Genomic DNA, 26,004 nt, shown 5'->3' with positions numbered 1-26,004 from the left:
CCACACCATGAAGATCGCATTCGTATTTCCCGGCCAGGGCTCGCAGACCGTCGGCATGATGGACGCCTGGGCGGACGACGCCGGCGTCCAGGCCACGCTGCGGGCCGGCGACGAAGCGCTGGGCGAGGACCTCTCCGGTCTGATCGCCCGGGGTCCCGCCGAAACCCTGAACCTGACGACCCATACCCAGCCCGCCATGCTGTTGTGCTCCGTCGCGATGTACCGCGCCTGGCGGCAGGCGGGCGGAGCGGCGCCCGTCCTGGTCGCCGGCCACAGCCTGGGCGAATATTCCGCCCTGGTGGCAGCCGACGCCCTGGACCTGGCCGACGCGGTGCGCACCGTGCGCGTGCGGGCCGAGGCCATGCAGTCCGCCGTGCCGGTGGGCGAGGGCGGCATGGCCGCTATCCTGGGGCTGGACGACGAAGCCGTGCGCCAGGCCTGTGCCCAGGCCGCCGACGGCCAGGTCGTCGAGGCCGTCAACTACAACGCTCCGGCCCAGGTCGTGATCGCCGGCCACACGGCCGCCGTCGAGCGCGCCTGCGAGCGGGCGCGCGCCGCCGGCGCCAAGCGCGCCGTGGCCCTGCCGGTGTCGGCGCCCTTCCATTCGCGTCTGCTGGAGCCGGCCGCCGCCGTGCTCGCCCGGGCGCTGACCGGCGTGGCCCTGTCGTCCCCGGCCATCCCCCTGATCAACAACGTCGACGTCGCCCGTCCGGCGGATCCGGACGCCATCCGCGACGCGCTGGTGCGCCAGGCCTGGCATCCGGTTCGCTGGGTGGAGACCATCCAGGCCATGAAGCGCGACGGCGTCACCCACATCGTCGAATGCGGACCGGGCAAGGTCCTGTCGGGCCTGGTCAGACGCATCGACCGTGAAATCAATACGTTCAACATCACCGATCCGGCGTCCCTGCATGAGACGCTGGAAGCTCTGGGAGGCTGACATGTCGGAACCTGTGCTGGCGGGCAAGATCGCCCTCGTGACGGGCGCATCGCGCGGTATCGGCCGCGCCATCGCCCTGGAACTGGCGGCCGCGGGCGCCACGGTCGTGGGGACGGCGACGTCCGAGACCGGTGCCCAGGCCATCACCGAGGCCCTGGCGCCGCAAGGCGGACGCGGCGCGGTGCTCGAAGTCAACGACGCGGCGGCTTGCGACGCCCTGCTGGCCGAACTGGCCGGGCAGGGTGGGCCGCACATCCTGGTCAATAACGCCGGGATCACCCGCGACGGCCTGATTCTGCGCATGAAGGACGAGGACTGGGCCGCCGTGTTGAATACCAACCTGTCGGCCGTGTTCCGCCTGTCGCGTGGCGTGGCCAAGACCATGATGAAGGCCCGCTGGGGCCGCATCGTCAGCATCACGTCCGTGGTGGGCTACAGCGGCAATGCGGGCCAGGCCAACTACGCCGCCGCCAAGGCCGGTGTGGCCGGCCTGTCGCGCGCTCTGGCGATCGAACTCGGCAGCCGCGGCATCACGGTCAACTGCGTGGCCCCGGGCTTCATCGACACCGACATGACCCGCGCCCTGAACGAGACACAGACCGCCGCGATCCTGGGGAAGATTCCCCTGGGCCGGCTGGGCTCGGCGGCGGAAATCGCCCACGCGGTCGCCTACCTGGCCAGCCCCCAGGCGGGCTACGTAACAGGGACGACGCTGCACGTCAATGGTGGTATGTACATGTAGGCATCGGGAACGGAGCCGGCCCGTCTAAGGTAAAATCCGTTCAACCTCAGCAGGCAGGCCCGGGCGCGACCGCGCTTCCCCCATGGAAGCCGTCCGACGGCCGGGACTGTTTTTTTTGACACAAACCCGCAGCTCCGTTGGTCTCATTTGGCTATAATTCGCGGGATTTTTCCTAACTGGAGATATGCATGGAAAGCATCGAACAGCGCGTCAAGAAGATCGTCGCTGAGCAACTCGGCGTCAACGAAGCCGAGATCAAGAACGAATCTTCCTTCCTTGACGACCTCGGTGCCGATTCGCTCGATATGGTCGAGCTCGTGATGGCCCTCGAAGACGAATTCGAAACCGAGATTCCCGACGAGGAAGCCGAGAAGATCACGACGGTCCAGCAGGCGGTCGACTACATCACCTCGCACAGCAAGCAATAATCAGCACCACCCTGCTGCGGCTTGCCGCGCCAGGGCTCGACGGCCTGTCGCACCGAGCCGGACAGGCTGCCGGGGCGGTTCGTGGCGGGCGCCATCGGCGGGCTGAAACAGTCCGTCCTGTCTGGCCCGTCGCGGGCCGCCCTTTTACATCGCCGGGCCGCCCCAAGATGAAAATGCCCCCTCGGGGGGCAGCAAGCGGGTACAGCCCGCGCGGCGTGGGGGTCCTTTTTCGTTTTTTTTCAGCCTCAGGAGCCGAGTCAGTGAAACGACGTGTCGTCATAACCGGATTGGGCATCGTGTCGCCCGTGGGCAACGATGTCCAGACCGCCTGGGACAATCTCATCCACGGGCGTTCGGGCATCGGCCGGGTGACGCGTTTCGACGCCTCGGTGCTCAACAGCCAGATCGCGGGCGAGGTCAAGGGTTTCAACGTCACTGATTACATGGGCGCCAAGGAAGCCAAACAGATGGATTCCTTCATCCATTACGGCGTGGCGGCCGGTATCCAGGCCTGGCGCGATTCAGGCCTGGACATCTCCGCCGAGGACGCCGACCGCGTCGGCACCATCATCGGTTCTGGCATCGGCGGCCTGCCGCGCATCGAGGAAACCCAGATCGAATACCTGCAGCGCGGCGCACGGCGCATCTCGCCGTTCTTCGTGCCGGCCTCGCTGATCAACCTGATCTCGGGCCAGCTGTCCATCATGCTGGGCCTGAAGGGACCCAGCTACGCCGTGGTCTCGGCCTGCACGACCGGCCTGCATTGCATCGGCGACGCCGCGCGCCTGATCGAATACGGCGACGCCGACATCATGGTGGCGGGCGGCGCGGAAAGCTCCGTGTCCCCCCTGGGCATGGGCGGCTTCGCCGCGATGCGCGCGCTGTCCACCCGCAACGACGATCCCGAGACCGCTTCGCGTCCCTGGGACCGCGACCGCGACGGCTTTGTCCTGGGCGAAGGCGCCGGCGTGCTGGTCCTGGAAGAATATGAGCATGCGCGCCGCCGCGGCGCCCGGATCTACGCTGAGTTCCTGGGCTTCGGCATGAGCTCCGACGCGCACCACATCACCAGTCCGGACCAGGACGGCCCGCGCCGGGGCATCCTGCACGCCCTGCGCAACAGCGGCGTGAATCCCGACCAGATCAGCTACGTGAACGCCCACGGCACGTCCACCCCCCTGGGGGACAAGAATGAGACGGCGGCGCTCAAGCTGGCGTTCGGCGACCATGCATACAAGCTGGTGGTGAACTCCACCAAGTCCATGACCGGGCACCTGCTGGGCGCCGCGGGCGGCATCGAGGCGGTCTTCACGACCCTGGCGGTGCACCGCCAGGTCTCGCCCCCGACCATCAATTTGTTCAACCAGGATCCCGAATGCGACCTGGACTACTGCGCCAACCAGGCGCGCGACATGAAGATCGACGTGGCGCTGTCCAATTCCTTCGGTTTCGGCGGCACCAACGGTTCGATGCTGGTGGGGCGCCTCTGATCGCGCGACCGGGAGCATCGGCATGACCGAGCGCGACGTCGATCTCGCGCTGGTCGAGCGCGTCAGGCGCGGCGAGCGCCACGCCTTCGATCTGCTGGTGATCAAGTACCAGCGCAAGATCATGCGGCTGCTGTCGCGCATGATCCACGACCCGGCCGAGGTCGAGGACGTCGCCCAGGAGGCCTTCATCAAGGCTTACCGCGCCCTGCCCCAGTTCCGGGGCGAGAGCGCCTTTTACACCTGGCTCTATCGCATCGCTCTGAACACAGCCCGCAACTGGCAGGCGGCCAGCTTCCGCCGGCCCGCCACCGTGAGTCCCCTGGAAAACGAGGACGGTGAAACTTTTGATCAGATCGATGGCCTAAGCGATCACAGTACCCCTGAATCGTTGATGGCCAGCCGGCAGGTCGCCCAGGCCGTCAACGAGGCCATCGACGAACTGCCGGACGATCTGCGCGTCGCGATCGTGCTGCGGGAAATCGAAGGGATGAGTTATGAAGAGATCGCCAGCACCATGCAATGTCCCATCGGCACCGTCCGTTCGCGCATCTATCGCGCCCGCGAAGCCATCGCGGCCCGCCTGCGGCCGGTCATGGAACGCGATTCGGAACACCGCTGGTAAGGAGCCGTCATGAACGCCAAACCCGATTCCGCTGCGACCGAACGTGCCTGGGAGGCCTCGGTGTCCTCCTGGGTGGATGGCGAGGCCGACGTCCGAGCCGAAGAACTCGACACGCCCTACGGGCGCCAGCTCTGGGATACCTATCACCTGATCGGCGACGTCATGCGCAGCCCGGATCTTGCGATCCGCCCGTCCGACCGCTTCTACGTGCGCGTGTCGGCCGCCCTCGAGGCCGAACCGCCGATCGTCGCGCCGTCGCCGCTGGCCCGGCGCCACCTGGTGCGCAACGGTCTGTCGGGGCTGGCGGTTGCCGCGGCCGTGGCATCCGTCGTCTGGATGGCCCGTCCCGTTTTCTTCGCTCCGGATGCGCTGCCCGCCGCTCCGGTCGTGGCCCAGGCCGCCGAGCCGGACGCCGCCGATCCGGAGCTGGCAGACTACATGGCCGCGCATCAGTCGATGGCGGGCGCCGGAGCGGTGCGCCAGGTTTCCTACGACGGGATGGGGGCGCGCTGATGCCGGCCTGGGCACGGACCGCACGCCAGGTCGGGTTGTGCCTGGGCCTGGCCTTGTCGTGGGCCGCCGTCGCCGGCGCGGCCGAGGCCGATCCGCTGGCTTTTCTGCGCCGAGTCCAGTCCGCCGCGCGTACCCTGGACTATGCCGGCGTCACCGTCTACCAGCAGGGCCGCATGCTGCAGGCCACGCATCTGGTGCACCAGGTCGACGGCACCGGCGAGCGGGAACGCCAGGAAGTCCTGGACGGTTCCCCCCAGGAATGCCTGCGGCAGAACGGCATGGAACAGTGCCTGCTGCCGGAGCACAGGCTCATTGTGATACGGCCCGCGCACAGCGACCATTTCCCGGCGTTGCTGCTGGGCGAGGACGCGGCCATCGCCCAGCACTACGACTGGAAGACCCTGGACCGCGCCTACCGCGTGGCGGGACGCGAATGCACCGTCTCGGAACTGCGGGCGCGCGACACCCTGCGCTACAGCTACCGGATCTGCACCGACCTGAAGAACCATCTGCTGCTCAAGAGCCAGACCCTGGACGCCCAGGGCCGGCTGGTGGATCAGGTGGCCTTCAGCAGCGTCCATTTCGGCGCCGAAATCCCCCCGGGGGCCCTGGCCTCGCGCTGGAATACGCGCGACTGGCAACTGCGGACGGAATCCAGCCAGCCGGCCAATCTGGCTGCGCGGGGCTGGCGCTTCACGCCCCCCGCCGGCTTCCAGCCTATCGCCGAACTGACGCGCCAGATGGGGCCGGACCACACGGTGGACCAACTGGTGCTGTCCGATGGTCTGGCGGCGATTTCGATCTTCATTGAAACCTTTGACCCGAAACGCGATCAAACCGTCAGACAGGGCGGCCTGCGACAGGGCGCAATGAGCATCTACCGCATGCGGCTGGCTTCCTACTGGCTGACCGCCGTCGGCGAGGTGCCCGCGCAGACTGTGCATGACCTGGCCCACGCGGTGCAATACCTGCCCCGGGCCGCCCAGTGATCCTCGTATCCTCCAAGGAGAATTCCATGGCTTTTCATCTGCCGTATGCCGCCGCCGCGACGCGCGCGGCGGCGAGCGCCGCCGTTTGCCTGGCGCTGGCGACCGCCCTGCCCATCGGCGCCGCCCAGGCGCAGGCGGTGGCCGCCCCCAGCGCGGCGCTGCCCGATTTCACCCAGGTGGTGGCCGAGACCGAAGGCTCGGTGGTCAACATCCGCACCACCGAGGCCGTGCCGGTTCGCCGCTCGCCCATGATGCCCGGGGATGGCGATCCCTCCGAGCTGTTCCGCTGGTTCTTCGGGCCGGACTTCATGCCGCCCGGCTTCGGCCAGCAGAACCAGAACCCGCGCGCGCGCCCCAAGCAGCCGCCCCAGGCACAGGGCGAGCGCACGGTGCCGCGCGGCATCGGCTCGGGCTTCGTGATCTCCAGCGATGGTTACATCCTGACGAACAACCACGTCGTGGATAATTCCAACGGTATCTTCGTCACCATGACCAACGGCAAGGAATACAAGGCCAAGGTCATCGGCACCGACGCGCGCACCGACATCGCCCTGATCAAGATCGAGGCCTCCGGCCTCAAGCCGATCCCCGTCGGCGACTCGGACAAGCTGCGCAAGGGCCAGTGGGTGCTGGCGATCGGCTCGCCCTTCGGCCTGGACTCGACCGTCACGGCCGGCATCGTCAGCGCGATCAACCGCGACACGGGCGACTACCTGCCGTTCATCCAGACCGACGTGGCCGTCAATCCCGGGAATTCCGGCGGCCCGCTGATCAACCTGCAGGGCCAAGTGGTCGGCATCAATTCCCAGATCGTCTCTCGCAGCGGCGGCTTCATGGGCATTTCCCTGGCCATTCCCATCGACGAGGTCATGCGCGTGGTCGAGCAGCTCAAGGCCCACGGCAAGGTCACCCGCGGCCGCATCGGCGTGCAGATCACCGAGGTCCAGGACGACGTCGCCAAGGCCCTGGGGCTGGACAAGGGCCAGGGCGCCCTGGTCAGCAGTGTCGAGGCCGATGGCCCGGCCGCCAAGGCCGGCGTGCATCCGGGCGACGTGATCACGGCCTTCAACGGCCAGGCCATCAAGCACATGACCGACCTGCCGCGCCTGGTGGGGGCGACCCGCCCGGGCACCGACGCCGCGATCCAGGTCTGGCGCAAGGGCAAGTCGCTGGAGCTCAAGACCACGGTCGCCGAACTCGACGACAAGGCCGCGGTCCAGAGCGGCGAGGCGCCGTCCTCCAGTGACAGCGCGGACCGCCTGGGCCTGAAGGTCAAGGCCTTGCCGGCCGACGCCGGCGACCAGGGCGTGGTGGTCGACCAGGCCGAGGGCGCGGCGGCGGAAGCCGGACTCGAGCCGGGCGACGTGATCCTGCGGATCAACGACACCGACATCTCCAGCCCGAAGCAGTACGCCCAGATCGTCAAGGGCCTGGACAAATCCCGCCCGGCCGTGTTGCTGGTCAGCCGCGACCAGCAGTCCCAGTGGGTGATCATCAAGCCCCAATGATCCCCCGCCCGGGAAAAAGCTAAAATACGGCCTGAACGAGAAGGGGACGCCCTGCGGCGTTCCCTTTTCCATTCTTTTCTTTCTGGCTTCCTATGGACCACATCCGCAACTTTTCCATCATTGCGCACATCGATCATGGCAAATCGACCCTGGCCGACCGCCTGATCCAGCGCTGCGGGGGCCTGCAGGACCGCGAAATGGAAGCCCAGGTCCTGGATTCGATGGACATCGAGCGCGAGCGCGGCATCACCATCAAGGCCCAGACGGCGGCGCTGAGCTACATGGCGGCCGATGGCCGCGTCTATGCCCTGAACCTGATCGACACTCCGGGCCACGTGGACTTCTCCTACGAGGTCAGCCGTTCGCTGTCGGCCTGCGAGGGCGCGCTGCTGGTGGTGGACTCCACTCAGGGCGTCGAGGCACAGACCGTGGCCAACTGCTACACCGCGATCGAACTGGGCGTCGAGGTCGTGCCGGTCCTGAACAAGATGGACCTGCCTTCGGCCGACCCGGATGCCGCCGCCGCCGAGATCGAGGACGTGATCGGCATCGACGCCACCGACGCCATCCAGGCCAGCGCCAAGACCGGCCTGGGTATCGACGAGATCCTCGAAGCCGTCGTGGCGCGGATACCGCCGCCCCAAGGCGATCCCGATGCGCCGCTGCAGGCCCTGATCATCGACTCCTGGTTCGACAACTATGTCGGCGTGGTGATGCTGGCGCGCATCGTCAATGGCACCCTGCGGCCCAAGGACAAGATCCTGCTGATGGCGACCGGCGCCACCCACCTGTGCGAGCAACTGGGCGTCTTCACGCCCAAGTCCCAGCCGCGCGATCGCTTGTCGGCCGGCGAGGTCGGCTTCATCATCGCCGGCATCAAGGAACTGGAACACGCCAAGGTCGGCGACACCCTGACGCTGGCCGGCAAGCCCGCCGCCGTGCCCCTGCCGGGCTTCAAGGAAGTCAAGCCGCAGGTGTTCGCCGGGGTCTATCCGGTCGAATCCAGCGAATACGATCAACTGCGCGATTCCCTGGAGAAGCTCAAGCTCAACGATTCCTCGCTGATGTTCGAGCCCGAGGTCTCACAGGCGCTGGGATTCGGCTTCCGTTGCGGCTTCCTGGGGCTGCTGCACATGGACATCGTCCAGGAACGGCTGGAGCGCGAATTCGACATGGACATCATCACCACCGCGCCGTCGGTGGTCTATGAGGTCCTGCACCGCGACGGTACGCTGCTGATGGTGGACAGCCCCTCGCGCATGCCCGAGGTCGGCCACATCCAGGAAATCCGCGAACCCGTCATGACCGTGACGCTGTTCATGCCCCAGGAATATGTGGGGCCGGTGATGTCGCTGTGCACGGCCAAGCGCGGCGTGCAACTGGACATGAGCTACCACGGCCGCCAGGTGCACCTGCGCTACGAGATCCCGCTGGCCGAGATCGTGCTGGACTTCTTCGATCGCCTGAAGTCCGTGTCGCGCGGCTATGCGTCCATGGACTACGAGTTCAAGGAATACCGCGTCGCCGATGTGGTGCGCGTGGATCTGCTGATCAACGGCGACCGGGTCGACGCCCTGTCCATGATCGTGCACCGCGCCAATGCCCGTCACCGGGGACGGGACGTGGTCACGCGCATGCGCGGCCTGATCCCGCGCCAGATGTTCGACATCGCCATCCAGGCCGCCATCGGGGCGGAGGTCGTCGCGCGCGAGAATGTCAAGGCCCTGCGCAAGAACGTGCTGGCCAAGTGCTACGGCGGCGACATCACGCGCAAGAAGAAACTGCTCGAAAAGCAGAAGGCCGGCAAGAAGCGCATGAAACAGGTCGGCAACGTGGAAATCCCGCAGGAGGCCTTCCTGGCCGTCCTGCAGGTCGAAGACAAATAAGCAAGATAAGCAAGGACATACCGCATGAGTTGGGATTTCGCCCTGTTGCTGTTCGTCGCACTGGTCGTGACGGGCCTGGTCTGGCTGCTGGACGTCGGGGTCCTGCGTGGCCGGCGCCGCGCCCGCGCCGAAGCGGCCTCGCAGGCCTGCCGCAACAACGCCGCCGGGCTCGATCCCTCCGCCTTGCAGACCGAATGCGACCAGATCTACGAGCAGGCCGCCCGCCCGCCCTGGTGGGTGGAATACTGCGTCAGCTTCTTTCCGGTGATCCTGTTCGTGTTCGTGCTGCGTTCCTTCGTGGTCGAGCCCTTCCGGATCCCGTCGGGCTCCATGCTGCCGACCCTGGAAAACGGCGACCTGATTCTGGTGAACAAGTACGATTACGGCATCCGCCTGCCGGTGATCGACCGCAAGGTCCTCGACCTGGGCTCGCCCCGGCGCGGCGACGTGGTCGTTTTCCGCTACCCGGTCGATCCCTCGGTGGACTACATCAAGCGGGTGGTCGGAGTGCCGGGCGATGTGATCGAATACCGCGGCAAGGTCCTGTCGGTCAATGGCGAACCGGTCAAGCGCGTCCGCGACGGCGATTACTACGAGCCCGACCGCGCGGTCTACGTGGGGCAGTACCGGGAACAGCTGGGCGATGTGTCGCACCGCATCCTGCTCAACACCCAGGCGCCGCAGGACTTGATGCCCATCACGCGCTTCCCGGATTTCCAGGCCTGTTCCTACCTGCCCGACGGGGTGCGCTGCACGGTGCCGGCCGGCCATTACTTCATGATGGGCGACAACCGCGACAACAGCCTGGACAGCCGCTACTGGGGCTTCGTGCCGGACCGCAACATCGTCGGGCGCGCCTTCTTCATCTGGATGAACTTCGGTTCGCCCAGCCGGATCGGCGGATTCGAGTGATGGCCTCCCTGGATTCCCTGCAGTCCGCTCTGGACTATCGCTTCCGGGATCCGGGCCTGCTGGAGCGGGCACTGACCCACCGCAGCCATGGCATGCCGCACAACGAGCGCCTGGAATTCCTGGGGGACTCGGTGCTGAATTTCATCGTCTCCACGCTGCTGTTCGACGAGCACGCCGAAATGGACGAGGGCGATCTGTCGCGGGTGCGCTCCAACCTGGTCAAGCAGTCCGCTCTGGCCGACATCGCCCAGACCCTGTCCCTGTCGGCCCACCTGCGTCTGGGCGAGGGCGAGCTGAAGAGCGGCGGCTTCCGCCGGCCCTCGATCCTGGCCGACGCGCTCGAAGCCGTCTTCGGCGCCGTCTACCTGGACGGAGGCTATCCGGAAATCAGCCGCGTCATCGAACGCCTGTACCGTCCGATCCTGGCGCACATCGACCTGCGCACCTTCGGCAAGGATCCCAAGACCCTGCTGCAGGAGCTCGTCCAGGGGCGCGGCCATCCCCTGCCGCACTACGAGGTCGTCGCCACCCGGGGGGCGGCGCACGACCAGATGTTCGACGTGGCGTGCGAGATCCCGGCGCTCGGCGTCCGGGCGCAGGCCTCCGGCGGCAGCCGGCGGGCGGCCGAGCAGGCCGCCGCCAGCCAGGCGATCGCCGCTATCGAATCCCTGGGTCCGGCGCGCCGGCCGGCGCGCCGTCGCAAGCCGGCGCAGCTGTCCCTGCCCGTGGCCGTGGCTCAGGACAAGCCCCAGGACCCGAAGCCCCAGGACCCGAAGACTCAGGACAAGAAATGAACGCTCCCAGCCCCAGTCGTTGCGGTTTCGTCGCTATCGTGGGACGCCCCAACGTGGGCAAGTCCACACTGGGCAACGCCCTGGTCGGGGCGAAGCTGTCCATCGTCTCGCGCAAGGCGCAGACCACCCGCCACCGCATCCACGGCGTGCTGACGCGCGACCGGGACCAGTTCGTCTTCGTCGACACCCCCGGCTTCCAGACGCGTCACGGCGGGGCCATGAACCGCATGATGAATCGCGTGGTCACCCAGGCCCTGGCGGAAGTCGACGTCGTGGTCCATGTGGTCGAGGCCGGGAAATGGTCGGCGGGCGACGCCGGCGTGGTGCCGCTGCTGCCGAAGAACAGGCCGGTGATCCTGGCGGTCAACAAGGTCGATGCGATCAAGGACAAGAACGCCCTGTTCGCCTACGTGTCGCGCCTGATGGAACAATTCCCCTATGCGGCCGTGGTGCCGGTCAGCGCGCTGCGCGACGTGCAGCTCGAGGTCCTGCTCCAGGAGATCGCGCGCCACCTGCCCGAGGGTGAACACCTGTTCGAGCCCGACACCCTGACGGACCGGCCGCTGCGCTTCCTGGCGGCCGAACTGATCCGGGAAAAGATCTTCCGCCTGGTGGGCGACGAACTGCCCTACGGCTGCACCGTGGTCATTGAGCAGTGGGAAGAAAACGCCGAAGGCGCGCGCATCGCGGCCTGCATCGTGATCGAGCGCGACAGTCACCGGCCCATCCTGCTGGGAGCGGGCGGCCAGCACATGAAGCGCATTGCCACCGAGGCCCGCCAGGACATCGTGCGGTTGTTGGAAAAGCCGGTCTTCCTGGACGTCTACATCAAGGTCCGCAAGGGCTGGTCGGACCGCGAGGCTGCCCTGCGGGAACTGGGCTATGAGTAGACGCGGCCAGCGCATCCTGGATGCGCGCGGCTACGTGCTGCATGCCAGTCCCTGGCGTGAAACTTCCCTCATCGTCCAGGCCTTCACCCGCGACCATGGCTGCGTCGCGCTGGTGGCCAAGGGCGCCAAGCGTCCCTATTCGGCGCTGCGCCCGGTGCTGGTCGGTTTCCAGCCGCTCTGGCTGTCCTGGACCGGCTCGGCCGAGGTGCATACATTGACGCGCGCCGAGTCCGGCCCGATCCGGCTGCTCGACGGCCGGGCCATGATGTCGGGCTGGTACATGAACGAGCTGATCCTGCGCCTGCTGGCGCGCGAGGATCCGCATCCGGGCGTGTTCGACGCCTACGAGGCCGCGCTGGACGCGCTGGCCGGCGCGCGGGGCGGCCGTCCCCACGCCGCCGCGCTGCGCCGCTTCGAGTGGCTGCTGCTGGAGCAGGCCGGCTACGGGCTGGACGCGCCGATGCCGGATTTCGACCTGGCTGGCGCCGAGCCGGCGCTGCGCCAGGCGCTGCGGGAACGTCTGGACGAACTGCTGGATGTGCCACTGCGCACGCGCCAGGTGCTGATGGACCTGCAGCGCTATTGAAGCACGCATGAAAAATACCCCCCACGCTGCGCCTGCGGCTTGCCGCCCGCCCAGGAGGGGCGCTTTTCATCTTGGGACGGCCCGGCGATGAAAAAAGGCATCCTCCTGTCGGTGGCGTCCTCGGCGCTGTTCGCCGCCATGTATTTCTATGCGACGCTGATGCGGCCCTTCGACGGCGATATCGTGTTCGCCTGGCGGATCCTGATGGGGCTGCCGATGCTGGCGCTGGTGGTGCAGCGGGCACGCGGCTGGGGGGCGGTGCGTCAGGCCGCACGGGATTTCTCCCGGAGCCGTTTCCTGGCGGCGATGATCGTGTGTTCGGCCCTGCTGGGGGTGCAGCTGTGGCTGTTCGTCTGGGCGCCGCTGCACGGCCATGCGCTGAACGTGTCCATGGGCTATTTCCTGTTGCCGCTGGTGATGGTGTTGGTCGGGCGGCTGTTCTATCGCGAGCGGCTCAGCGCCTGGCAGGCCTGGGCGGTGGCGTTCGCCGCCCTGGGCGTCGGGCACGAGTGGTGGCGGCTGGGGACGGTGTCCTGGACCACGCTGCTGGTCGCCCTGGGCTATCCGCCGTACTTCATGTTGCGCCGGCGGCTGCGGGTCGACGCGCTCACCAGCCTGTGGTTCGACATGTTTTTCCTGCTTCCGGTGGCCATCGTGATCCTGCAGGCGCAGGCGACCGAGGCCATGCGCCTGTTCGCCGCCCATCCGCGCCTGATCCTGCAGGTGCCCCTGCTGGGCCTGCTGAGCGCGGTATCGCTGTCCATGTACCTGGCGGCCAGCCGGATGCTGCCCATGTCCCTGTTCGGGCTGCTGAGCTACGTGGAGCCCGTGCTGCTGTTCTGGGTGGCGTTCCTGCTGATGGGCGAGCCCGTGGCCCCGGCGCAGTGGCTGACCTATGTGCCGATCTGGATCGCGGTGGGCCTGGTGGCCGCGGAGGGGATAAGGAAATTGCCCCCGCGCTGCGCAAGCTGATGCTTGCTTGCCGTCCATCTCGCGGCCCGCATGCCGCTCGGATGCGCCAGGCGCAGGCCAGTCCGCGGGGACTTCCCGCGTCCGGGCTCATCCCCCCGGGGGGCGCTTTCTGCCTTGGGACGGCCCGGCGGTAAAAAGACGTTCTTAATCGACCGCGGATAAAAAACGGCGGGCCGAAGCCCGCCATTCCGTGTGTCCCGGTCGGGGAATCATTCGCGGTTGCCACCGAAGATGCCCAGCAGCATCAGCAGGTTGGTGAAGATGTTGTACAGGTCCAGGTAGACCGCCAGGGTGGCGGAGACGTAGTTGGTTTCGCCGCCCTGGACGACACGCTGCAGATCGACCAGCAGGAAGGCGGAGAAGATGCCGATGGCCAGCACCGACAGGGTCAGCATCAGGGCCGGGATCTGCAGGAAGATGTTGGCCACCATGGCGACCAGCAGCAGCACCACGCCTACGAACAGGAATTTCTGCAGGTGGGTGAAGTCGCGCTTGGTGGTGGTGGCGACGGTGGCCATGGTGCCGAAGACCGCCGCCGTGCCACCGAAGGCCAGCATGATGAGCTGGGCGCCGTTGCCCAGGCCCAGGACGTGGCCCAGCAGCCGCGACAGCATCAGGCCCATGAAGAACGTGAACCCCAGCAGCAGGGCGACGCCCAGCGAGGAGTTCTTGTTGCGCTCGATCATGAACATCAGGCCGATGGCGCCCACCAGGAACACCAGCGTGCTGACGCCGGGGCTGGTGGCCATGGCCTGGTTCATGCCGAAGGCCAGGCCGGCGGCGGCCCCCAGGACCGTGGGAATCATCGACAGCGCGAGCAGCCAGTAGGTGTTGCGCAGGACGCGGTTGCGGGCGGCGGCCGGGGCGGCATAGGCGCCGGCGTCGGGGAGGGTGTGGCGGAAGTCGGACATGGCGGTTTCCTGTGGTGCGTGGGGCCGGTGCATGGCAGCGGCCGGAATCATTTCAATCTTACAACAAGCTGAACGGTGTCGTCCATGTGAAAGAGACATCGATCGGAGCTATCCCGGGCAGGCGCGGCATGGCGGTTCGAATCATTGGACACTCAGGCGCCGCGATGGTTCCCGGCGACGGGGTGGCCGGCTGGCAGGCGGTGGCCCCGGACGTCGTGGCCGGCCTGCTGGTACAGGCTCCAGCGCCTGCGGGCGGCCTGGATGTCGGCCTCGTGGCCGGAGACGATTTCCAGGATGCGTTCGAAGCGTTCGGCCTGTGGCGGGCAGTCCAGGTCCAGGTTCAGCAGCCAGCCCAGGGGCGGCGTGCCGGCCAGGGTCGCGGCGTCGGCCACCAGGAGCACGTCGGCCTGGCCGGCCAGGGGATCGCCGGCCAGGGCGTGCGGGATGAAGCTGGCCGGCTCGAATTCCCAGAGCAGGGCGTCGAAGCGCCGCAGGCGGCGTTCGTCGGTACAGTACACCAGCAGCCGGCGGCCCGCGCCGACGTGGCGCGCCGCCGTGCCGCAGGCCATGCGCAGCCGGTGGACCGCGCCGTAGGCGAAATCCACCCGGCTCATCGGATCATGTCCCCATGCTTGCGACGGCCCGGCGCGCTCATGCCTGGCACTGCCCCAGCAGGTAGCTCACCAGCAGGGGCACGGGGCGGCCGGTGGCGCCTTTCTGCTTGCCTTCGAGCCAGGCGGTGCCGGCGATGTCCAGGTGCGCCCAGGGGTACTTGCCGGTGAAGCGCGACAGGAAGCAGGCGGCGGTCACCGAGCCGGCGGGTCGGCCACCGATGTTGGCCATGTCGGCGAAATTGGATTTCAGGAGATCCTGGTAGGTATCTTCCAGGGGCATGCGCCAGGCCGGATCCAGCGCCTGGCGGCCGGCCGCGAGCAGGTCCGCCGCCAGGGTCTCGTCCTGGGTGAACAGGCCGCTGTTGACGTGGCCCAGGGCAATCACGCAGGCGCCGGTCAGGGTGGCGACGTCGATCACCGCGGCGGGCTTGAAGCGTTCCGCGTAGGTCAGGGCGTCGCACAGGATCAGGCGGCCTTCGGCGTCGGTATTGAGGATTTCGATGGTGCGGCCCGACATGCTGGTGACGATGTCGCCGGGTTTGTTGGCCGTGCCGCTGGGGAGGTTTTCGCAACTGGGAACGATGCCGATGACTTCGCGTGGCAGGTTCAGCTCGGCCACGGCGCGCATCGTGCCCAGCACGCCGGCGGCGCCGCACATGTCGAATTTCATTTCGTCCATGCCGGGGCCGGGCTTGAGCGAGATGCCGCCGGCGTCGAAGGTGATGCCTTTGCCGACCAGCACGATGGGGGCGGCCTTGCGGGCGGCGGCCCCGGCCGGAGTGTGGCGCAGGACGATGAAGGCGGGAGGTTCGGCCGAGCCGCGCGCCACCGACAGGAAGGAGCCCATCTTCAGGGCTTCGATCTTTTTCTGGTCCAGGACTTCGGCCTTCAGGGTCTTGAACTGCTTGGCCAGGCCGCGTGCCGTATTGCCCAGATAGGTGGGGGTGCAGACGTTGGGAGGCAGGTCGCCCAGCAGGCGGGCCAGATTCATGCCCGCGCCGATGGCGGCGCCCTGGTCCAGGCCCGTGCGGGCGCGGGCGGCCTGGCCGCGGCCCAGGTGCAGGATGAAGGAGCGCAGCTTGGCCGCGGGTTTGGGCTTGCTGAAGGTGGTGTCGTAGCGGTAGGTGGCGGCGCTCGCCAGCCGGGCCGCCGCGCGGGCGCAATCGGCGACGTCGGCGTCCGCGCAGGGCAGGGCGCACAGGGTGGAGACCGCGTGACCCAGCCCGGCGCGCACGCAGTAGGCCGCCAGGGCCTCGTGGGCGCGCGCCAGCGTGGCCGCAAGAAGGCGGTCCTGGGAGCCCAGGCCGAGTAAAATGACGCGTTCGGCGGCGATGCCGGCGGGGGCGTGCAGGGTCAGGATGCCGCCGGGGGCGGCGTCGAATTCCGCCTTGACGAGGGCCCTGATCGCGCCCTTGGACGCCTGGTCCAGGGCGTCGGCCGCGGGGCTCAGGACGCCGTCCAGGAACACGCCCACGGCCAGGGCCTGGGTTTTCAGCGTGTGCAGGGATGCCGACGTCGTTGTGCTAAATTCCATTCGTTTTCCTTGGGTCCGGTGGATTCGGGAGTAGACGGTCCATTATTCCGCATTTTCCCATGTCATTGTTCAAGCGCGCCGTCTTTTCCGAGATCACCAGCCACGCGGGCATCGTGTTTTCCACGCTGCTGGTGGTGTGGCTGAGCGTGCTGATCGTGCGTCTGCTGGGCGAGGCCGCCAATGGCGACATCGGGGCCAACGTGGTGCTGGGCCTGGCGGCTTTTTCCAGCATCACCGCGTTGCCGGTGATCCTGTCCGTGACCCTGTTCGTGGCGGTGCTGACCACCGTCACGCGCAGCTACCGGGAATCGGAGATGTCCGTCTGGTTCGCCAGCGGCCTGTCGCTGGGACAGTGGCTGCGGCCGGTGATGCGCTTCGCCCTGCCGGTGGCGGCCGTGGTGGCGGTGCTGACCTTGTCCGCCTCGCCCTGGGCCTACGGCCAGATCGCCGAATACCGCCAGCGTTTCGAGCAGCGTTCCGATCTGTCCAAGGTCTCGGCCGGCCAGTTCATCGAGACCGACGACGGCCGGCGGGTCTTCTTCGCCGAATCGCCCACCCGGCCGGCCGATGAACTGGGCCGGGTGGTGGCCCGTATCATCGAGCCCGACTGGCTCAGCGTGGTCACGGCCGAAAGCGCCGCCATCCGCACCGAGGCCAATGGGGACCGCTTCCTGGTGCTGGGGCCGGGGCATCGCTACGACCTGAAGCCGGGCTCGCCCGAAATGCGCCTGCTGGATTTCGACCACTACGGCGTGCGCATCGAAAGCCGCACCGACCCCGGGGCGCTGGAAACCAGGCGCCAGCAGGCCCTGCAACAGATCAAGGCGCGCCCGACACTGGACCTGATCGCCCAGGGCGACTCCGAATCCATGTCCCAGCTGATGTGGCGGCTGTCGCTGCCGCTGGCGGTCCTGAACCTGGCGCTCATCGCCCTGCCGCTGGGGGCGGTCAATCCACGCCTGGGGCGTTCGGGCGACCTGCTGGTCGCCGGCCTCCTGGCGCTGCTGTACATGAACCTGATCAACCTGTCGCGCGGCTGGATCGCCAACGGCGCGCTGTCCTTCGGTGTCGGCCTGTGGCTGGTGCACGCCGCCTTCCTGGCCTTGGGCCTGGGGCTGATGTGGCGGCGGGTGCGCATGCCCAAGCCCAGGCGCCGCAAGATCCGGCCGGCCTGACGCCCGTTCAGGCGGTGGACGCCGCCGGTGCGGCGCGGTCCGCGCCGGATGCCGGGCGTCCGGCGGCGTAGGACGGCGTCCAGTCCCCGGCCGGGGTGCGCAGCCCCCGGGCGCGGCCATGCAGCAAATCGCGGTTCAAGGCCACGGCCTGCTTCAGATAGTCCCACAATGCCATCACGCGGCGCGTGCGGCGCAGGTCCTCGTGGCAGTACATCCAGAAACTGCGCGTGACCAGGATCGAGTCGGCCAGCACGGGCTCCAGGCGCTCGTCCTGGGCCGCCAGGAAGCAGGGCAGGATCGCCAGCGCCTGGCCCCCCAGGGTCGCCTGGTACTGGGCCAGCACGCTGGTGCTGCGGAACACCACGCGCGAAGGCTGCACCAGGTCGTCCAGGTAGCGCAGCCGGTCGCTGAACAGCAGCTCGTCCACATAGCCGATGAAGGTGTGCCGGCCCAGGTCGGCCTGGCGCCGGATCGGCGTGTGGCGGGTCAGGTAGTCGCGGGTGCCGTACAGCCGCAGGCTGTAGTCGGCCAGCTTGGTGCACAGGTAGGGGCCGCGCTGGGGGCGTTCGAGCGCGATGGCGATGTCGGCTTCGCGCTTGGACAGGCTGATGAAGCGCGGCACCGGCATGATGTCCAGCGTCATCGCCGGGTGGCGGCGCTGGAAGTCCACCATCAGGGGGGTCAGGATCGTGCTGCCGAAGCCTTCCGTGGAGCCGATGCGCAGGTGGCCCGAAGGCATCTGGGCGGCGCCGGACAGGGATTCACGGGCTGCCAGCAGGGTGCTCTCCACCTGTTCGGCGTGGGCGAAAAAGCGCAGGCCTTCCTCGGTCGGGGTGTAGCCGCTGGCGCGGGACTTCTCGAACAGTGTCACGCCCAGGTCCTGCTCCAGCGCGCGGATGCGCCGCGTCACGGTGCTGTGCCGCACCCCCAGGCGCTGGGCGGCGGCGCTGGCCCGCTGCGTGCGGGCGACTTCCAGGAAATAGCGGATCGCATCCCAGTCGGCCATGATTTTCCTTGTGCAAATATCGTCAATGAATGTGCAAATATTTTGATGGTAATAAGTTTTTTACACAACTAAACTGAGCCGGGGAGCAATGACTCCCGATCCCGCCGCGCAGAGGGCGGGTCTGAACGACAACGGAGACGAGACCATGCAGAAATTCACGCCCACCCTGGCGGCCGTGTTGTGCGCCGCCGCGATGTCCATGCCTGTTTCGCAGGCGGCGACTCCGCCCGTCAAGATCGGAGTGCTGACCGACATGTCGGGCACCTACGCGTCCATGGGCGGCATGGGTTCGGTGGCGGCGGCGCAACTGGCCATCGACGACTGCCTGAAGGCCGAGTGCAAGGGCATGAAGATCGACCTGGTGTCGGCCGACAACCAGAACAAGGCGGACGTGGGGGCGGCGCGCGCCCGCGAATGGTTCGACCGCGACGGGGTGACGGCGATCGCCGACTTGACCAATTCCGCGGTGGCCCTGGCGGTGCAGAACATCGCCCGTGAAAAGGACAAGGTCGTGATGTTCTCCGGCCCGGCCACGACGGACCTGACCAACAAGAACTGCTCCCCGGTGGGCTTCCACTGGATGTTCGACGTGTATTCCCAGTCGATCGGCGGCGTCAAGGCCATGTTCGACAAGGGCGGCAAGTCCTGGTTCTTCATCACGGTGGACTATGCCTTCGGCCATTCCCTGGAGAAGGGCGCCTCCGACATGGTCAAGGCCCTGGGCGGCACGGTCGAGGGGTCCGTCCCGCATCCGCTGAACGCGCCCGACTTCGCTTCCTACCTGCTGCAGGCGCAGAGTTCCGGCGCCCAGGTCGTGGCCCTGGCCAACGGCGGCCAGGACACCGTCAACGCGATCAAGCAGGCGCGCGAATTCGGCATCGTCAAGGGCGGCCAGCGCCTGGCGTCCCTGCTGGTGTTCCTGTCCGACCTGCGTGCGCTGGGCCTGGAAAACGCTCAGGGTCTGAGCTACGTGGACGGCTTCTACTGGGATTTCGACGACGCCTCGCGCACCTGGTCCGACCGCTTCGCCCGGGCCTACCAGGGCAAGAAGCCGACCATGACGCAGGCCGGCGTGTATTCCAGCGTGCTGCATTACCTGAAGGCCGTGGCGGCCACCGGTTCCACTCAGGGCGGCGTGGTGGCGGCGAAGATGCGCGAGATTCCGATCCAGGACCCGATCATGCACAATGCCTCCATCCGCCCCGACGGCCGGGTGATCCACGACATGTACCTGTACGAGGTCAAGACGCCGGCCGAATCCAAGGGTGAATGGGATCTGTCCAAGCTGGTGGCCACCATTCCGGCCAAGGACGCCTTCCAGCCCCTGTCGGCCTCGGCCTGCCCGCTGGTCAAGCACTGAGTCCCGCGTCGATCGAATGTCCACCGGACGCCCATCGGAACCGGACGTCCACCGAATTCACCCAGGAGGTTTTAATGAGCGACATCCCACGCGTCCCGCTGCTGATCGGCGGGGAATTCGTCCAGTCCGAAACCAAGGAATGGCGCGACGTCATCGATCCGGCGACCCAGGAAGTGGTCGCCCGGGTGCCTTTCGCCACGCCCGCCGAAGTCGAGCGGGCGGTGGCCAATTCCAAGGAGGCCTTCAAGACCTGGCGCAACACCAGCCAGGCCAAGCGCCGCCAGATCATGGCGGACTTTGCCCAGCTGCTGCGGGAACACACCCCGGAGATCGCCGAGGCCATTTCCCGCGAGCACGGCAAGACCCTGCCCGATGCCGAGGGCGAGGTTGCGCGCGGCCTCGAAGGCGTCGACCATGCGGTGTCGGCCAATACCCTGCAGCTGGGCGACTACGCCGAGAACGCCGCCACCGGCATCGACGTCTATTCGGTCATCCAGCCCCTGGGCGTCTGCGCCGGGATCACGGCCTTCAACTTCCCCGTGATGCTGCCGTGCTGGATGTTCCCCATCGCCGTGACCTGCGGCAACACCTTCGTCTACAAGCCATCCGAACAGGATCCCACGGCCTCGCTGATGGTGGCCCGGCTGGCCCTGGAGGCCGGTCTGCCCCCGGGCGTGCTGAATGTGGTGCACGGCGGTCCGGATGTCGCCAACGCCCTGTGCGACCATCCCGACATCAAGGCCGTGTCCTTCATCGGCTCGACCCGCGTCGGCACGGAGATCTACCGCCGCTCCTCGAACGCCGGCAAGCGCTGCCAGGCCATGATGGGCGCCAAGAACCACAGTGTCGTCATGCCCGACGCCGACCGCGAGGCCGCCCTGAACTCGATGCTGGGCGCCGCCTTCGGCGCAGCCGGCGAGCGTTGCATGGCGATTTCCGTGCTGGTGCTGGTGGGCGAGGCGCAGAAGTGGCTGCCCGACTTCGTCGAGCGTGCGCGCAAGCTGAAGATCAACGTCGGCACCGACCGCCAGGCGGACCTGGGGCCGCTGATCTCGCCCGCCGCCAAGCAGCGCGTCGAAGGCTTTATCCAGAAAGGTGTGGAAGAGGGCGCCGAACTGCTGCTCGACGGCCGCGGCGTCAAGGTCGCCGGCTACGAGAAAGGCAACTTCGTCGGGCCGACGGTGTTCGGCGGCGTGAAGTCCGGCATGAGCATCTACCGCGAGGAAATCTTCGGGCCGGTGCTGTCGGTGGTGCTGGTGGACACGCTGGAAGAGGCGGTGGAATTCATCAACGCCAACCCGAACGGCAACGGCACCTCGATCTTCACGCAGGACGGCGGCCATGCGCGCTACTTCCAGAACAACATCGACGTCGGCCAGGTCGGGATCAACATCCCCATTCCGGTGCCGGTGGCCTGGTTCAGTTTCACGGGCTCGCGCGCCTCGAAGCTGGGCGACCTGGGCCCCAACGGCCGCCAGTCGATCTACTTCTGGACCCAGACCAAGACCGTGACCGCCCGCTGGCAGGCGCACCCGCGCGAGATCAACACCACGATCTCGATGGCGTGACCACGTGCCAAAGCGCAAGCCTCGTCCGTCAGGACGAGGTCATTCCTGCCCGGTGCCGGAGGCTCCTCCGTATGGTGCCGGAGAAGCTCCGGCCCTCGGACCGGAGTTCTTCACGGGATCGCCGCCCCCCGCGCGGGACGGCGGCCCGCCGCGCCTCGTCGGCCGTCCCGCCGGCGGGCGAGGCGGTCCAGGATGCCGGACCAGGATATCCTTGAACCTAAACAAATAACAAAAAGTCATATTAACCAGGTTCTATATTACATATAATGGCTCTTCCTATAGGGCCATCGTCATGAACCTGCAGCAATTCCGATTCGTCCGTGAAACGATCCGGCGCAACTTCAACCTCACCGAAGCCGCCCGTTCGCTGTACACGTCCCAGCCGGGGGTGTCCAAGGCCATCATCGAATTCGAGGACGAGCTCGGCGTGCGGATCTTCGAGCGCCACGGCAAGCGCCTCAAGGGCCTGACCAAGCCGGGCCAGGCCGTGTCCGCAGTCATCGACCGCATCATGCGCGAGGTCGACAACCTGAAGAAGGTCAGCGACGAATTCGCCCAGCGCGACGAAGGCTCCCTGGTCATCGCCTGCACCCATACCCAGGCCCGCTACCTGCTGCCGCGCGTGATCCCGGCATTCCGCGCGCGCTTCCCCAAGGTCCACGTGTCGCTGGCCGAAGGCAACCCCGAACACCTGGCCAGGCTGGTCCTGCACGAGCAGGCGGATCTGGCCATCGCCACCGAGACCCTGGCGCAGACCCCGGGCCTGGTGGCCCTGCCGGTGTACTCCTGGGAGCACACCCTGGTGGTGCCGCCGGATCATCCCCTGACGGAACTGACTTCCAGCGCCGCCCGCAACCTGTCGCTGGAGCACCTGGCCCGGTATCCCATCGTGACCTACGACCGGGCTTTCTCGGGCCGGCGCGCCATCGACGCGGCCTTCGAGAAGGCCGGGATCGAACCCGACATCGTGCTGGAGGCCATCGACGCCGACGTGATCAAGACCTATGCCGACATCGGCCTGGGGATCGGCATCATCGCCGGCATGGCTTTCGACCCGCGCCGCGACAAGGGGCTGGTCGGCCTGCCCGCCGGGCACCTGTTCGGCCGGCACACCACCAGCGTGGCGATCAAGCGCGGGGTGTTCCTGCGCGATTTCGTCTACGTGCTGATGGAAATGCTGGCGCCGGAGCTGTCGCGCGACGTGGTGGCCGAGGCTGTCGCCCAGTTGGCGCCGCCGGTGCGGGACGCGGCTTAGGCGGAACCCGGGTGATTCAGACTCCCAGGTAGGCCCGCTTCAGCTCCGGATCCTCGATCAGATCGCGAGCCGGCCCCTCGCGCACGATGCGGCCGGTCTCCAGCACGTAGGCCCGGTCGGCCGCCGCCAGCGCCAGGTGGATGTCCTGCTCGACCAGCAGGATGGTGACCCCCTGGTCGCGGATGGCCGTCAGGTTGTCCATCAGCTGGTCCACGATGATCGGAGCCAGCCCCAGGCTCATCTCGTCGACCAGCAGCAGGCGCGGCCGGGCCATCAGGGCGCGCGCCATGGCGCACATCTGCTGCTCGCCGCCGGACATGCTGCCGGCCAGCTGGCGCCGCCGCTCGGCCATGCGGGGAAACAGGCCGTAGACCTTCTCCAGGTCGGCCCGCACGCCCGCCTTGTCGTCGCGCCGGTAGGCGCCCATCAGCAGGTTGTCCTGCACCGACATGCGGGGGAAGAGCTGGCGACCCTCGGGCACCTGCACGATGCCCAGGCGGAAGATCCCGTCGGGCGTGAGCCCGCCGATGGGCCGGCCCTCCCATTCGATGGTGCCCGACTGAATCGGCAGCAGGCCCGAGATCGTGCGCAGCAGGGTGGTCTTGCCCGCACCGTTGCCGCCCACCAGCGCCAGGAATTCGGCCGGCCGGACGTCCAGGGAGATCGATTGCAGCACCCCGACCAGACCGTAGCCGGCCGACAGGTCGCGGATCCGCAGGAGCGCGTCCTGCGGGGAGGAGGTGGCGTTCATGAGCGCTTCTTCCCGAGATAGGCTTCGACGACGCGGCTGTCGGTGAGCACGCTGTCGGGCGCGCCGTCGGCGATCTTCTCGCCGTGGTGCAGCACCATGATGCGGTCCGACAGGGTGCGGATCGCCTTGATGACGTGTTCGATGACGATGATGCTGATGCCGGTGTCGCGCACCTTGCGGATGATGTCGATGACCTCGTCGATCTCCACCAGGTTCAGGCCGGCCATGACCTCGTCGCACAGCAGCACGCGTGGCTGCATGGCCAGGGCCTTGGCCAGTTCCAGGCGCTTGCGGTCGGGGCCGCCCAGGTCCTCGGCGCGGTGGTCGATGTGCTTGCCCAGCCCGACGAAGCGCAGGCATTCGCGGGCGCTTTCGCGCGCCAGCGCCAGCCTGGCCTGGCCCTGGCCGCGGCCGAACAGGGCGCCGACCGCCACGTTGTCCAGCACCGACAGGCCGGGAAAGGGCTGCATGATCTGGAAGGTGCGGCCGATGCCCAGGCGCGCGCGGCGGAAGGCCGCCATGCGGTCGATGCGCCTGCCGTCGAACCAGACCTCGCCTTCGGAGGGGTCCAGGGTGCCGCTCAGCAGGCTGATCAGCGTGGTCTTGCCCGCGCCGTTGGGGCCGATGAAGCCCAGGATCTCGCCGGGCGCGAGCGCGAAGCTGACGTCGTGCACGGCCACCAGCCCGGCGAAGCGGCGCGTCAGGCCGCGAGCCTCGAGGATCGCACTTGAACTCATAGCCGATGCATCCGGATGTTTTCGATGAAATAGCGCCAGCCCGTCTGGTGGAAGCGGCGCGCCACGTCGGCCAGGCCGCGCGGCATCAGCACCACGGCGATCACGATGACCACGCCGAAGAACAGGCCGGCGATGCTGGTGACCTCGCTGGACAGGAATTCGGAGATGGCCGACAGGATGAAGGAGCCGATGATGGGGCCGAGGATCGTGCCCGGACCGCCGAAGACCGCCATGATGATCATCTTCACGTTCAGCGTGATGTCGAAGGCGCTGGCCGGGTCCAGGAAGGTGATCCAGTAGGCCTGGATGCCGCCGGCCAGGGCGCTGAACAGCCCCGCCAGGGCGAAGGCCAGGACCTTGTAGCGCGTCGTGTCCACGCCCATCACGACCGCGCCTTCCTCGTTTTCGCGGATGGCGATCAGGCCGAAGCCGAAGCGGCTGCGGGTCAGCCACCAGACTGTCAGGGTAGCCAGGACGAGCAGCCCCAGGGAGAGTTCATAGAACAGCGGATCGTTGTTCAGCGGCGGCAGCACCAGGCCGATGTTCTGGCCGGCCAGTTCGACGTTGGACACGATGGCGGCCATGACCTGAGCCAGGGCCAGGGTGGCGATGGCGAAATAATGGCCCTTCAGGCGCAGCACCGGAATGCCCAGACAGATGGCGAAGACCACGGCCAGGACCACGCCGAAGGCCAGGCCGGCGGCGAAGGGCAAGTGCCACTGCACCATGGCGATGCCCACACCGTAGGCGCCCAGTCCATAGAACGTGGAATTGCCGAAGGACGGGTAGCCGGCGTAGCCGCCGATGATGTTCCAGCCCTGGGCCAGCACCGCCAGCAGCAGGGTGCTGATGCCGAACTGGATGACGGTGTCCGAGCCATAGAGCGGCAGCAGCGCGAGCGCGACCAGCACGGCCAGGATCAACGGGATGCGTAAGGTTTTCATGCCGTCTTCCCCAGCAGGCCGCTGGGCCGCACGATGAGCACCAGCACCAGGACGCCGAAGCTGGCGACGTCGGCGAAGGTCGGGCCGATGTACAGGGTGGCCAGCGCCTCGATCAGGCCCAGCACCAGGCCGCCGGCGATCACGCCCAGGGGCGTGTCCAGTCCGCCGATGATGGAAATGGCGAAGCACTTGGCGGTCAGGGTCGCGCCGATGTAGGGGTTGATCTGCGACACGGTGCCGTACAGGCCGCCGGCCGCGCCGGCCAGGGCCAGGCCCAGGCCGAAGGTCACGGCGTACAGGTGGCGCGGCTCGACGCCGTGCAGGCGCGCCGCCGACAGGTTCTGGGCGGTGGCGCGGATCGCCCGGCCCAGCCGGGTATGCAGCAGGAAGCGCCACATGACCAGCGTCAGCAGGATGGCCAGGCCCGACGCCGCCAGGCGGACCATCGGGATGGTCAGGCCCAGGACGTCGATGTTCTGGCCGGAATAGGACGGGTTGATGGTGCGGAAATCAGCCGAGAACACCAGCTGCGCCAGATAGGTCAGGACGACCTCCAGGCCGAAGGTGATCAGCAGCGTGTTGAACATGGGCGCCCGGGCGACCAGGTTCAGGATGCCGCGCTGCACGGCGTAGCCGACGCCGAACATCAGGACCGCCGTGATGGGCAGCCCGAGGAAGGGATCCAGGTCCAGCCAGGTGAAGCTGTACCAGGAGATGTAGGCGCCCAGCATGATGAAGGCGCCATGGGCCAGGTTGACGATGTTGAGCACCCCCCAGACCAGGGCCAGGCCGAGCGCCATGATGGCGTACAGCCCGCCCTGCAGGATGCCGTTGACGAGGACTTGCAGCAAAAGGTCCAAGACGGGCTCTCTCGGGA

26 protein-coding genes are annotated in these 26,004 nt (G+C 67.6%); 18 read left to right on the top strand and 8 right to left on the bottom strand.

What is annotated here, in order from left to right; all coding sequences use genetic code 11:
- Positions 1 to 7 precede the first annotated feature (7 nt).
- From fabD to rarD, 14 genes are all read left to right on the top strand, one after another.
- On the top strand, positions 8 to 940 hold the full coding sequence (fabD, locus tag ACTPOE_RS07390; RefSeq protein ID WP_458871564.1) for an ACP S-malonyltransferase: 933 nt from the start codon (positions 8 to 10) through the stop codon (positions 938 to 940).
- A gap of 1 nt (position 941) precedes the next feature.
- Complete coding sequence (gene fabG, locus ACTPOE_RS07385; RefSeq protein ID WP_458871563.1) at positions 942 to 1,682, top strand: 3-oxoacyl-ACP reductase FabG; 741 nt, start codon at positions 942 to 944, stop codon at positions 1,680 to 1,682.
- Positions 1,683 to 1,870: 188 nt separating this feature from the next.
- Positions 1,871 to 2,110 carry an acyl carrier protein gene (gene acpP, locus ACTPOE_RS07380; RefSeq protein WP_043680887.1) on the top strand — a complete coding sequence of 80 codons (240 nt, stop codon included), beginning with the start codon at positions 1,871 to 1,873 and terminating at the stop codon, positions 2,108 to 2,110.
- 260 nt (positions 2,111 to 2,370) lie between these two features.
- A complete protein-coding gene (fabF, locus tag ACTPOE_RS07375; RefSeq protein ID WP_458871562.1) occupies positions 2,371 to 3,600 on the top strand; it encodes a beta-ketoacyl-ACP synthase II in 1,230 nt (409 codons plus the stop codon).
- 22 nt (positions 3,601 to 3,622) lie between these two features.
- Positions 3,623 to 4,222 (top strand): RNA polymerase sigma factor RpoE, encoded by a 600-nt coding sequence (rpoE, locus tag ACTPOE_RS07370; RefSeq protein WP_458871560.1) that lies wholly within the window; start codon positions 3,623 to 3,625, stop codon positions 4,220 to 4,222.
- 9 nt (positions 4,223 to 4,231) lie between these two features.
- Positions 4,232 to 4,735 carry a sigma-E factor negative regulatory protein gene (locus tag ACTPOE_RS07365; protein WP_458871559.1) on the top strand — a complete coding sequence of 168 codons (504 nt, stop codon included), beginning with the start codon at positions 4,232 to 4,234 and terminating at the stop codon, positions 4,733 to 4,735.
- Positions 4,735 to 5,724 carry a MucB/RseB C-terminal domain-containing protein gene (locus ACTPOE_RS07360; RefSeq protein WP_458871558.1) on the top strand — a complete coding sequence of 330 codons (990 nt, stop codon included), beginning with the start codon at positions 4,735 to 4,737 and terminating at the stop codon, positions 5,722 to 5,724. Before ACTPOE_RS07365 ends, ACTPOE_RS07360 begins: the two co-directional genes overlap by 1 nt.
- A 26-nt stretch (positions 5,725 to 5,750) precedes the next feature.
- Positions 5,751 to 7,232, top strand: a complete 1,482-nt coding sequence (locus ACTPOE_RS07355) for a Do family serine endopeptidase (protein ID WP_458871557.1) — start codon at positions 5,751 to 5,753, stop codon at positions 7,230 to 7,232.
- A 92-nt stretch (positions 7,233 to 7,324) separates the two neighbouring features.
- Complete coding sequence (lepA, locus tag ACTPOE_RS07350; protein ID WP_458871556.1) at positions 7,325 to 9,118, top strand: translation elongation factor 4; 1,794 nt, start codon at positions 7,325 to 7,327, stop codon at positions 9,116 to 9,118.
- Positions 9,119 to 9,142: 24 nt separating this feature from the next.
- On the top strand, positions 9,143 to 10,030 hold the full coding sequence (gene lepB, locus ACTPOE_RS07345) for a signal peptidase I (protein ID WP_458871555.1): 888 nt from the start codon (positions 9,143 to 9,145) through the stop codon (positions 10,028 to 10,030).
- Complete coding sequence (rnc, locus tag ACTPOE_RS07340) at positions 10,030 to 10,824, top strand: ribonuclease III (protein ID WP_458871553.1); 795 nt, start codon at positions 10,030 to 10,032, stop codon at positions 10,822 to 10,824. Before lepB ends, rnc begins: the two co-directional genes overlap by 1 nt.
- Entirely contained in the window at positions 10,821 to 11,714 is an 894-nt protein-coding gene (gene era / locus ACTPOE_RS07335; protein WP_458871552.1) for a GTPase Era, read from the top strand. Before rnc ends, era begins: the two co-directional genes overlap by 4 nt.
- Positions 11,707 to 12,300: a DNA repair protein RecO gene (gene recO, locus ACTPOE_RS07330; protein ID WP_458871551.1), complete on the top strand. Its 594-nt coding sequence runs from the start codon at positions 11,707 to 11,709 to the stop codon at positions 12,298 to 12,300. The genes era and recO overlap by 8 nt, the downstream gene beginning before the upstream one ends.
- Before the next feature lie 87 nt (positions 12,301 to 12,387).
- Complete coding sequence (rarD, locus tag ACTPOE_RS07325; RefSeq protein ID WP_458871550.1) at positions 12,388 to 13,272, top strand: EamA family transporter RarD; 885 nt, start codon at positions 12,388 to 12,390, stop codon at positions 13,270 to 13,272.
- 209 nt (positions 13,273 to 13,481) lie between these two features.
- Here the strand turns inward: rarD and ACTPOE_RS07320 are convergent, their stop codons facing one another.
- The 3 genes from ACTPOE_RS07320 to ACTPOE_RS07310 all read right to left on the bottom strand — a co-directional run bounded on the left by ACTPOE_RS07320 (position 13,482) and on the right by ACTPOE_RS07310 (position 16,331).
- Positions 13,482 to 14,183 carry a Bax inhibitor-1/YccA family protein gene (locus ACTPOE_RS07320; RefSeq protein ID WP_458871548.1) on the bottom strand — a complete coding sequence of 234 codons (702 nt, stop codon included), beginning with the start codon at positions 14,181 to 14,183 and terminating at the stop codon, positions 13,482 to 13,484.
- 152 nt (positions 14,184 to 14,335) lie between these two features.
- Complete coding sequence (locus ACTPOE_RS07315) at positions 14,336 to 14,797, bottom strand: DNA polymerase III subunit chi (protein ID WP_458871547.1); 462 nt, start codon at positions 14,795 to 14,797, stop codon at positions 14,336 to 14,338.
- Between the two features lie 37 nt (positions 14,798 to 14,834).
- On the bottom strand, positions 14,835 to 16,331 hold the full coding sequence (locus ACTPOE_RS07310; protein WP_458871546.1) for a leucyl aminopeptidase: 1,497 nt from the start codon (positions 16,329 to 16,331) through the stop codon (positions 14,835 to 14,837).
- A gap of 59 nt (positions 16,332 to 16,390) precedes the next feature.
- On the opposite strand from ACTPOE_RS07310, the gene lptF reads away from it, so the two are divergent.
- The gene (gene lptF, locus ACTPOE_RS07305) at positions 16,391 to 17,506 is read left to right on the top strand and encodes an LPS export ABC transporter permease LptF (RefSeq protein ID WP_458871545.1); all 1,116 of its coding nucleotides are present in this window, start codon (positions 16,391 to 16,393) and stop codon (positions 17,504 to 17,506) included.
- Between the two features lie 7 nt (positions 17,507 to 17,513).
- Here lptF and ACTPOE_RS07300 read toward each other — a convergent pair whose 3' ends face one another.
- The gene (locus ACTPOE_RS07300) at positions 17,514 to 18,512 is read right to left on the bottom strand and encodes a LysR family transcriptional regulator (RefSeq protein WP_458871544.1); all 999 of its coding nucleotides are present in this window, start codon (positions 18,510 to 18,512) and stop codon (positions 17,514 to 17,516) included.
- 193 nt (positions 18,513 to 18,705) lie between these two features.
- Between ACTPOE_RS07300 and ACTPOE_RS07295 the strand changes: the two genes are divergently transcribed.
- From ACTPOE_RS07295 to ACTPOE_RS07285, 3 genes are all read left to right on the top strand, one after another.
- Positions 18,706 to 19,872 carry an ABC transporter substrate-binding protein gene (locus ACTPOE_RS07295; RefSeq protein ID WP_458872779.1) on the top strand — a complete coding sequence of 389 codons (1,167 nt, stop codon included), beginning with the start codon at positions 18,706 to 18,708 and terminating at the stop codon, positions 19,870 to 19,872.
- Between the two features lie 74 nt (positions 19,873 to 19,946).
- Positions 19,947 to 21,440 (top strand): CoA-acylating methylmalonate-semialdehyde dehydrogenase, encoded by a 1,494-nt coding sequence (locus ACTPOE_RS07290; RefSeq protein ID WP_458871543.1) that lies wholly within the window; start codon positions 19,947 to 19,949, stop codon positions 21,438 to 21,440.
- 292 nt (positions 21,441 to 21,732) lie between these two features.
- Positions 21,733 to 22,695: a CysB family HTH-type transcriptional regulator gene (locus tag ACTPOE_RS07285; RefSeq protein WP_458871542.1), complete on the top strand. Its 963-nt coding sequence runs from the start codon at positions 21,733 to 21,735 to the stop codon at positions 22,693 to 22,695.
- A gap of 16 nt (positions 22,696 to 22,711) precedes the next feature.
- Here the strand turns inward: ACTPOE_RS07285 and ACTPOE_RS07280 are convergent, their stop codons facing one another.
- Genes ACTPOE_RS07280 through ACTPOE_RS07265 form a run of 4 tightly spaced genes read right to left on the bottom strand, consistent with a single transcriptional unit; the run spans position 22,712 to position 25,987 of the window.
- The gene (locus tag ACTPOE_RS07280) at positions 22,712 to 23,446 is read right to left on the bottom strand and encodes an ABC transporter ATP-binding protein (RefSeq protein WP_458871541.1); all 735 of its coding nucleotides are present in this window, start codon (positions 23,444 to 23,446) and stop codon (positions 22,712 to 22,714) included.
- Positions 23,443 to 24,183, bottom strand: coding sequence for an ABC transporter ATP-binding protein (locus tag ACTPOE_RS07275; protein WP_458871539.1), 741 nt, complete (start codon positions 24,181 to 24,183; stop codon positions 23,443 to 23,445). The genes ACTPOE_RS07280 and ACTPOE_RS07275 overlap by 4 nt, the downstream gene beginning before the upstream one ends.
- The gene (locus ACTPOE_RS07270; protein ID WP_458871538.1) at positions 24,180 to 25,127 is read right to left on the bottom strand and encodes a branched-chain amino acid ABC transporter permease; all 948 of its coding nucleotides are present in this window, start codon (positions 25,125 to 25,127) and stop codon (positions 24,180 to 24,182) included. The genes ACTPOE_RS07275 and ACTPOE_RS07270 overlap by 4 nt, the downstream gene beginning before the upstream one ends.
- The gene (locus ACTPOE_RS07265; protein ID WP_458871537.1) at positions 25,124 to 25,987 is read right to left on the bottom strand and encodes a branched-chain amino acid ABC transporter permease; all 864 of its coding nucleotides are present in this window, start codon (positions 25,985 to 25,987) and stop codon (positions 25,124 to 25,126) included. The genes ACTPOE_RS07270 and ACTPOE_RS07265 overlap by 4 nt, the downstream gene beginning before the upstream one ends.
- Positions 25,988 to 26,004 lie beyond the last annotated feature (17 nt).

This window comes from Castellaniella sp. WN, from assembly GCF_054457555.1.
The sequence above is the reverse complement of the archived record's forward strand: the minus strand, read 5'-3'. Positions and strand labels throughout refer to the sequence as shown.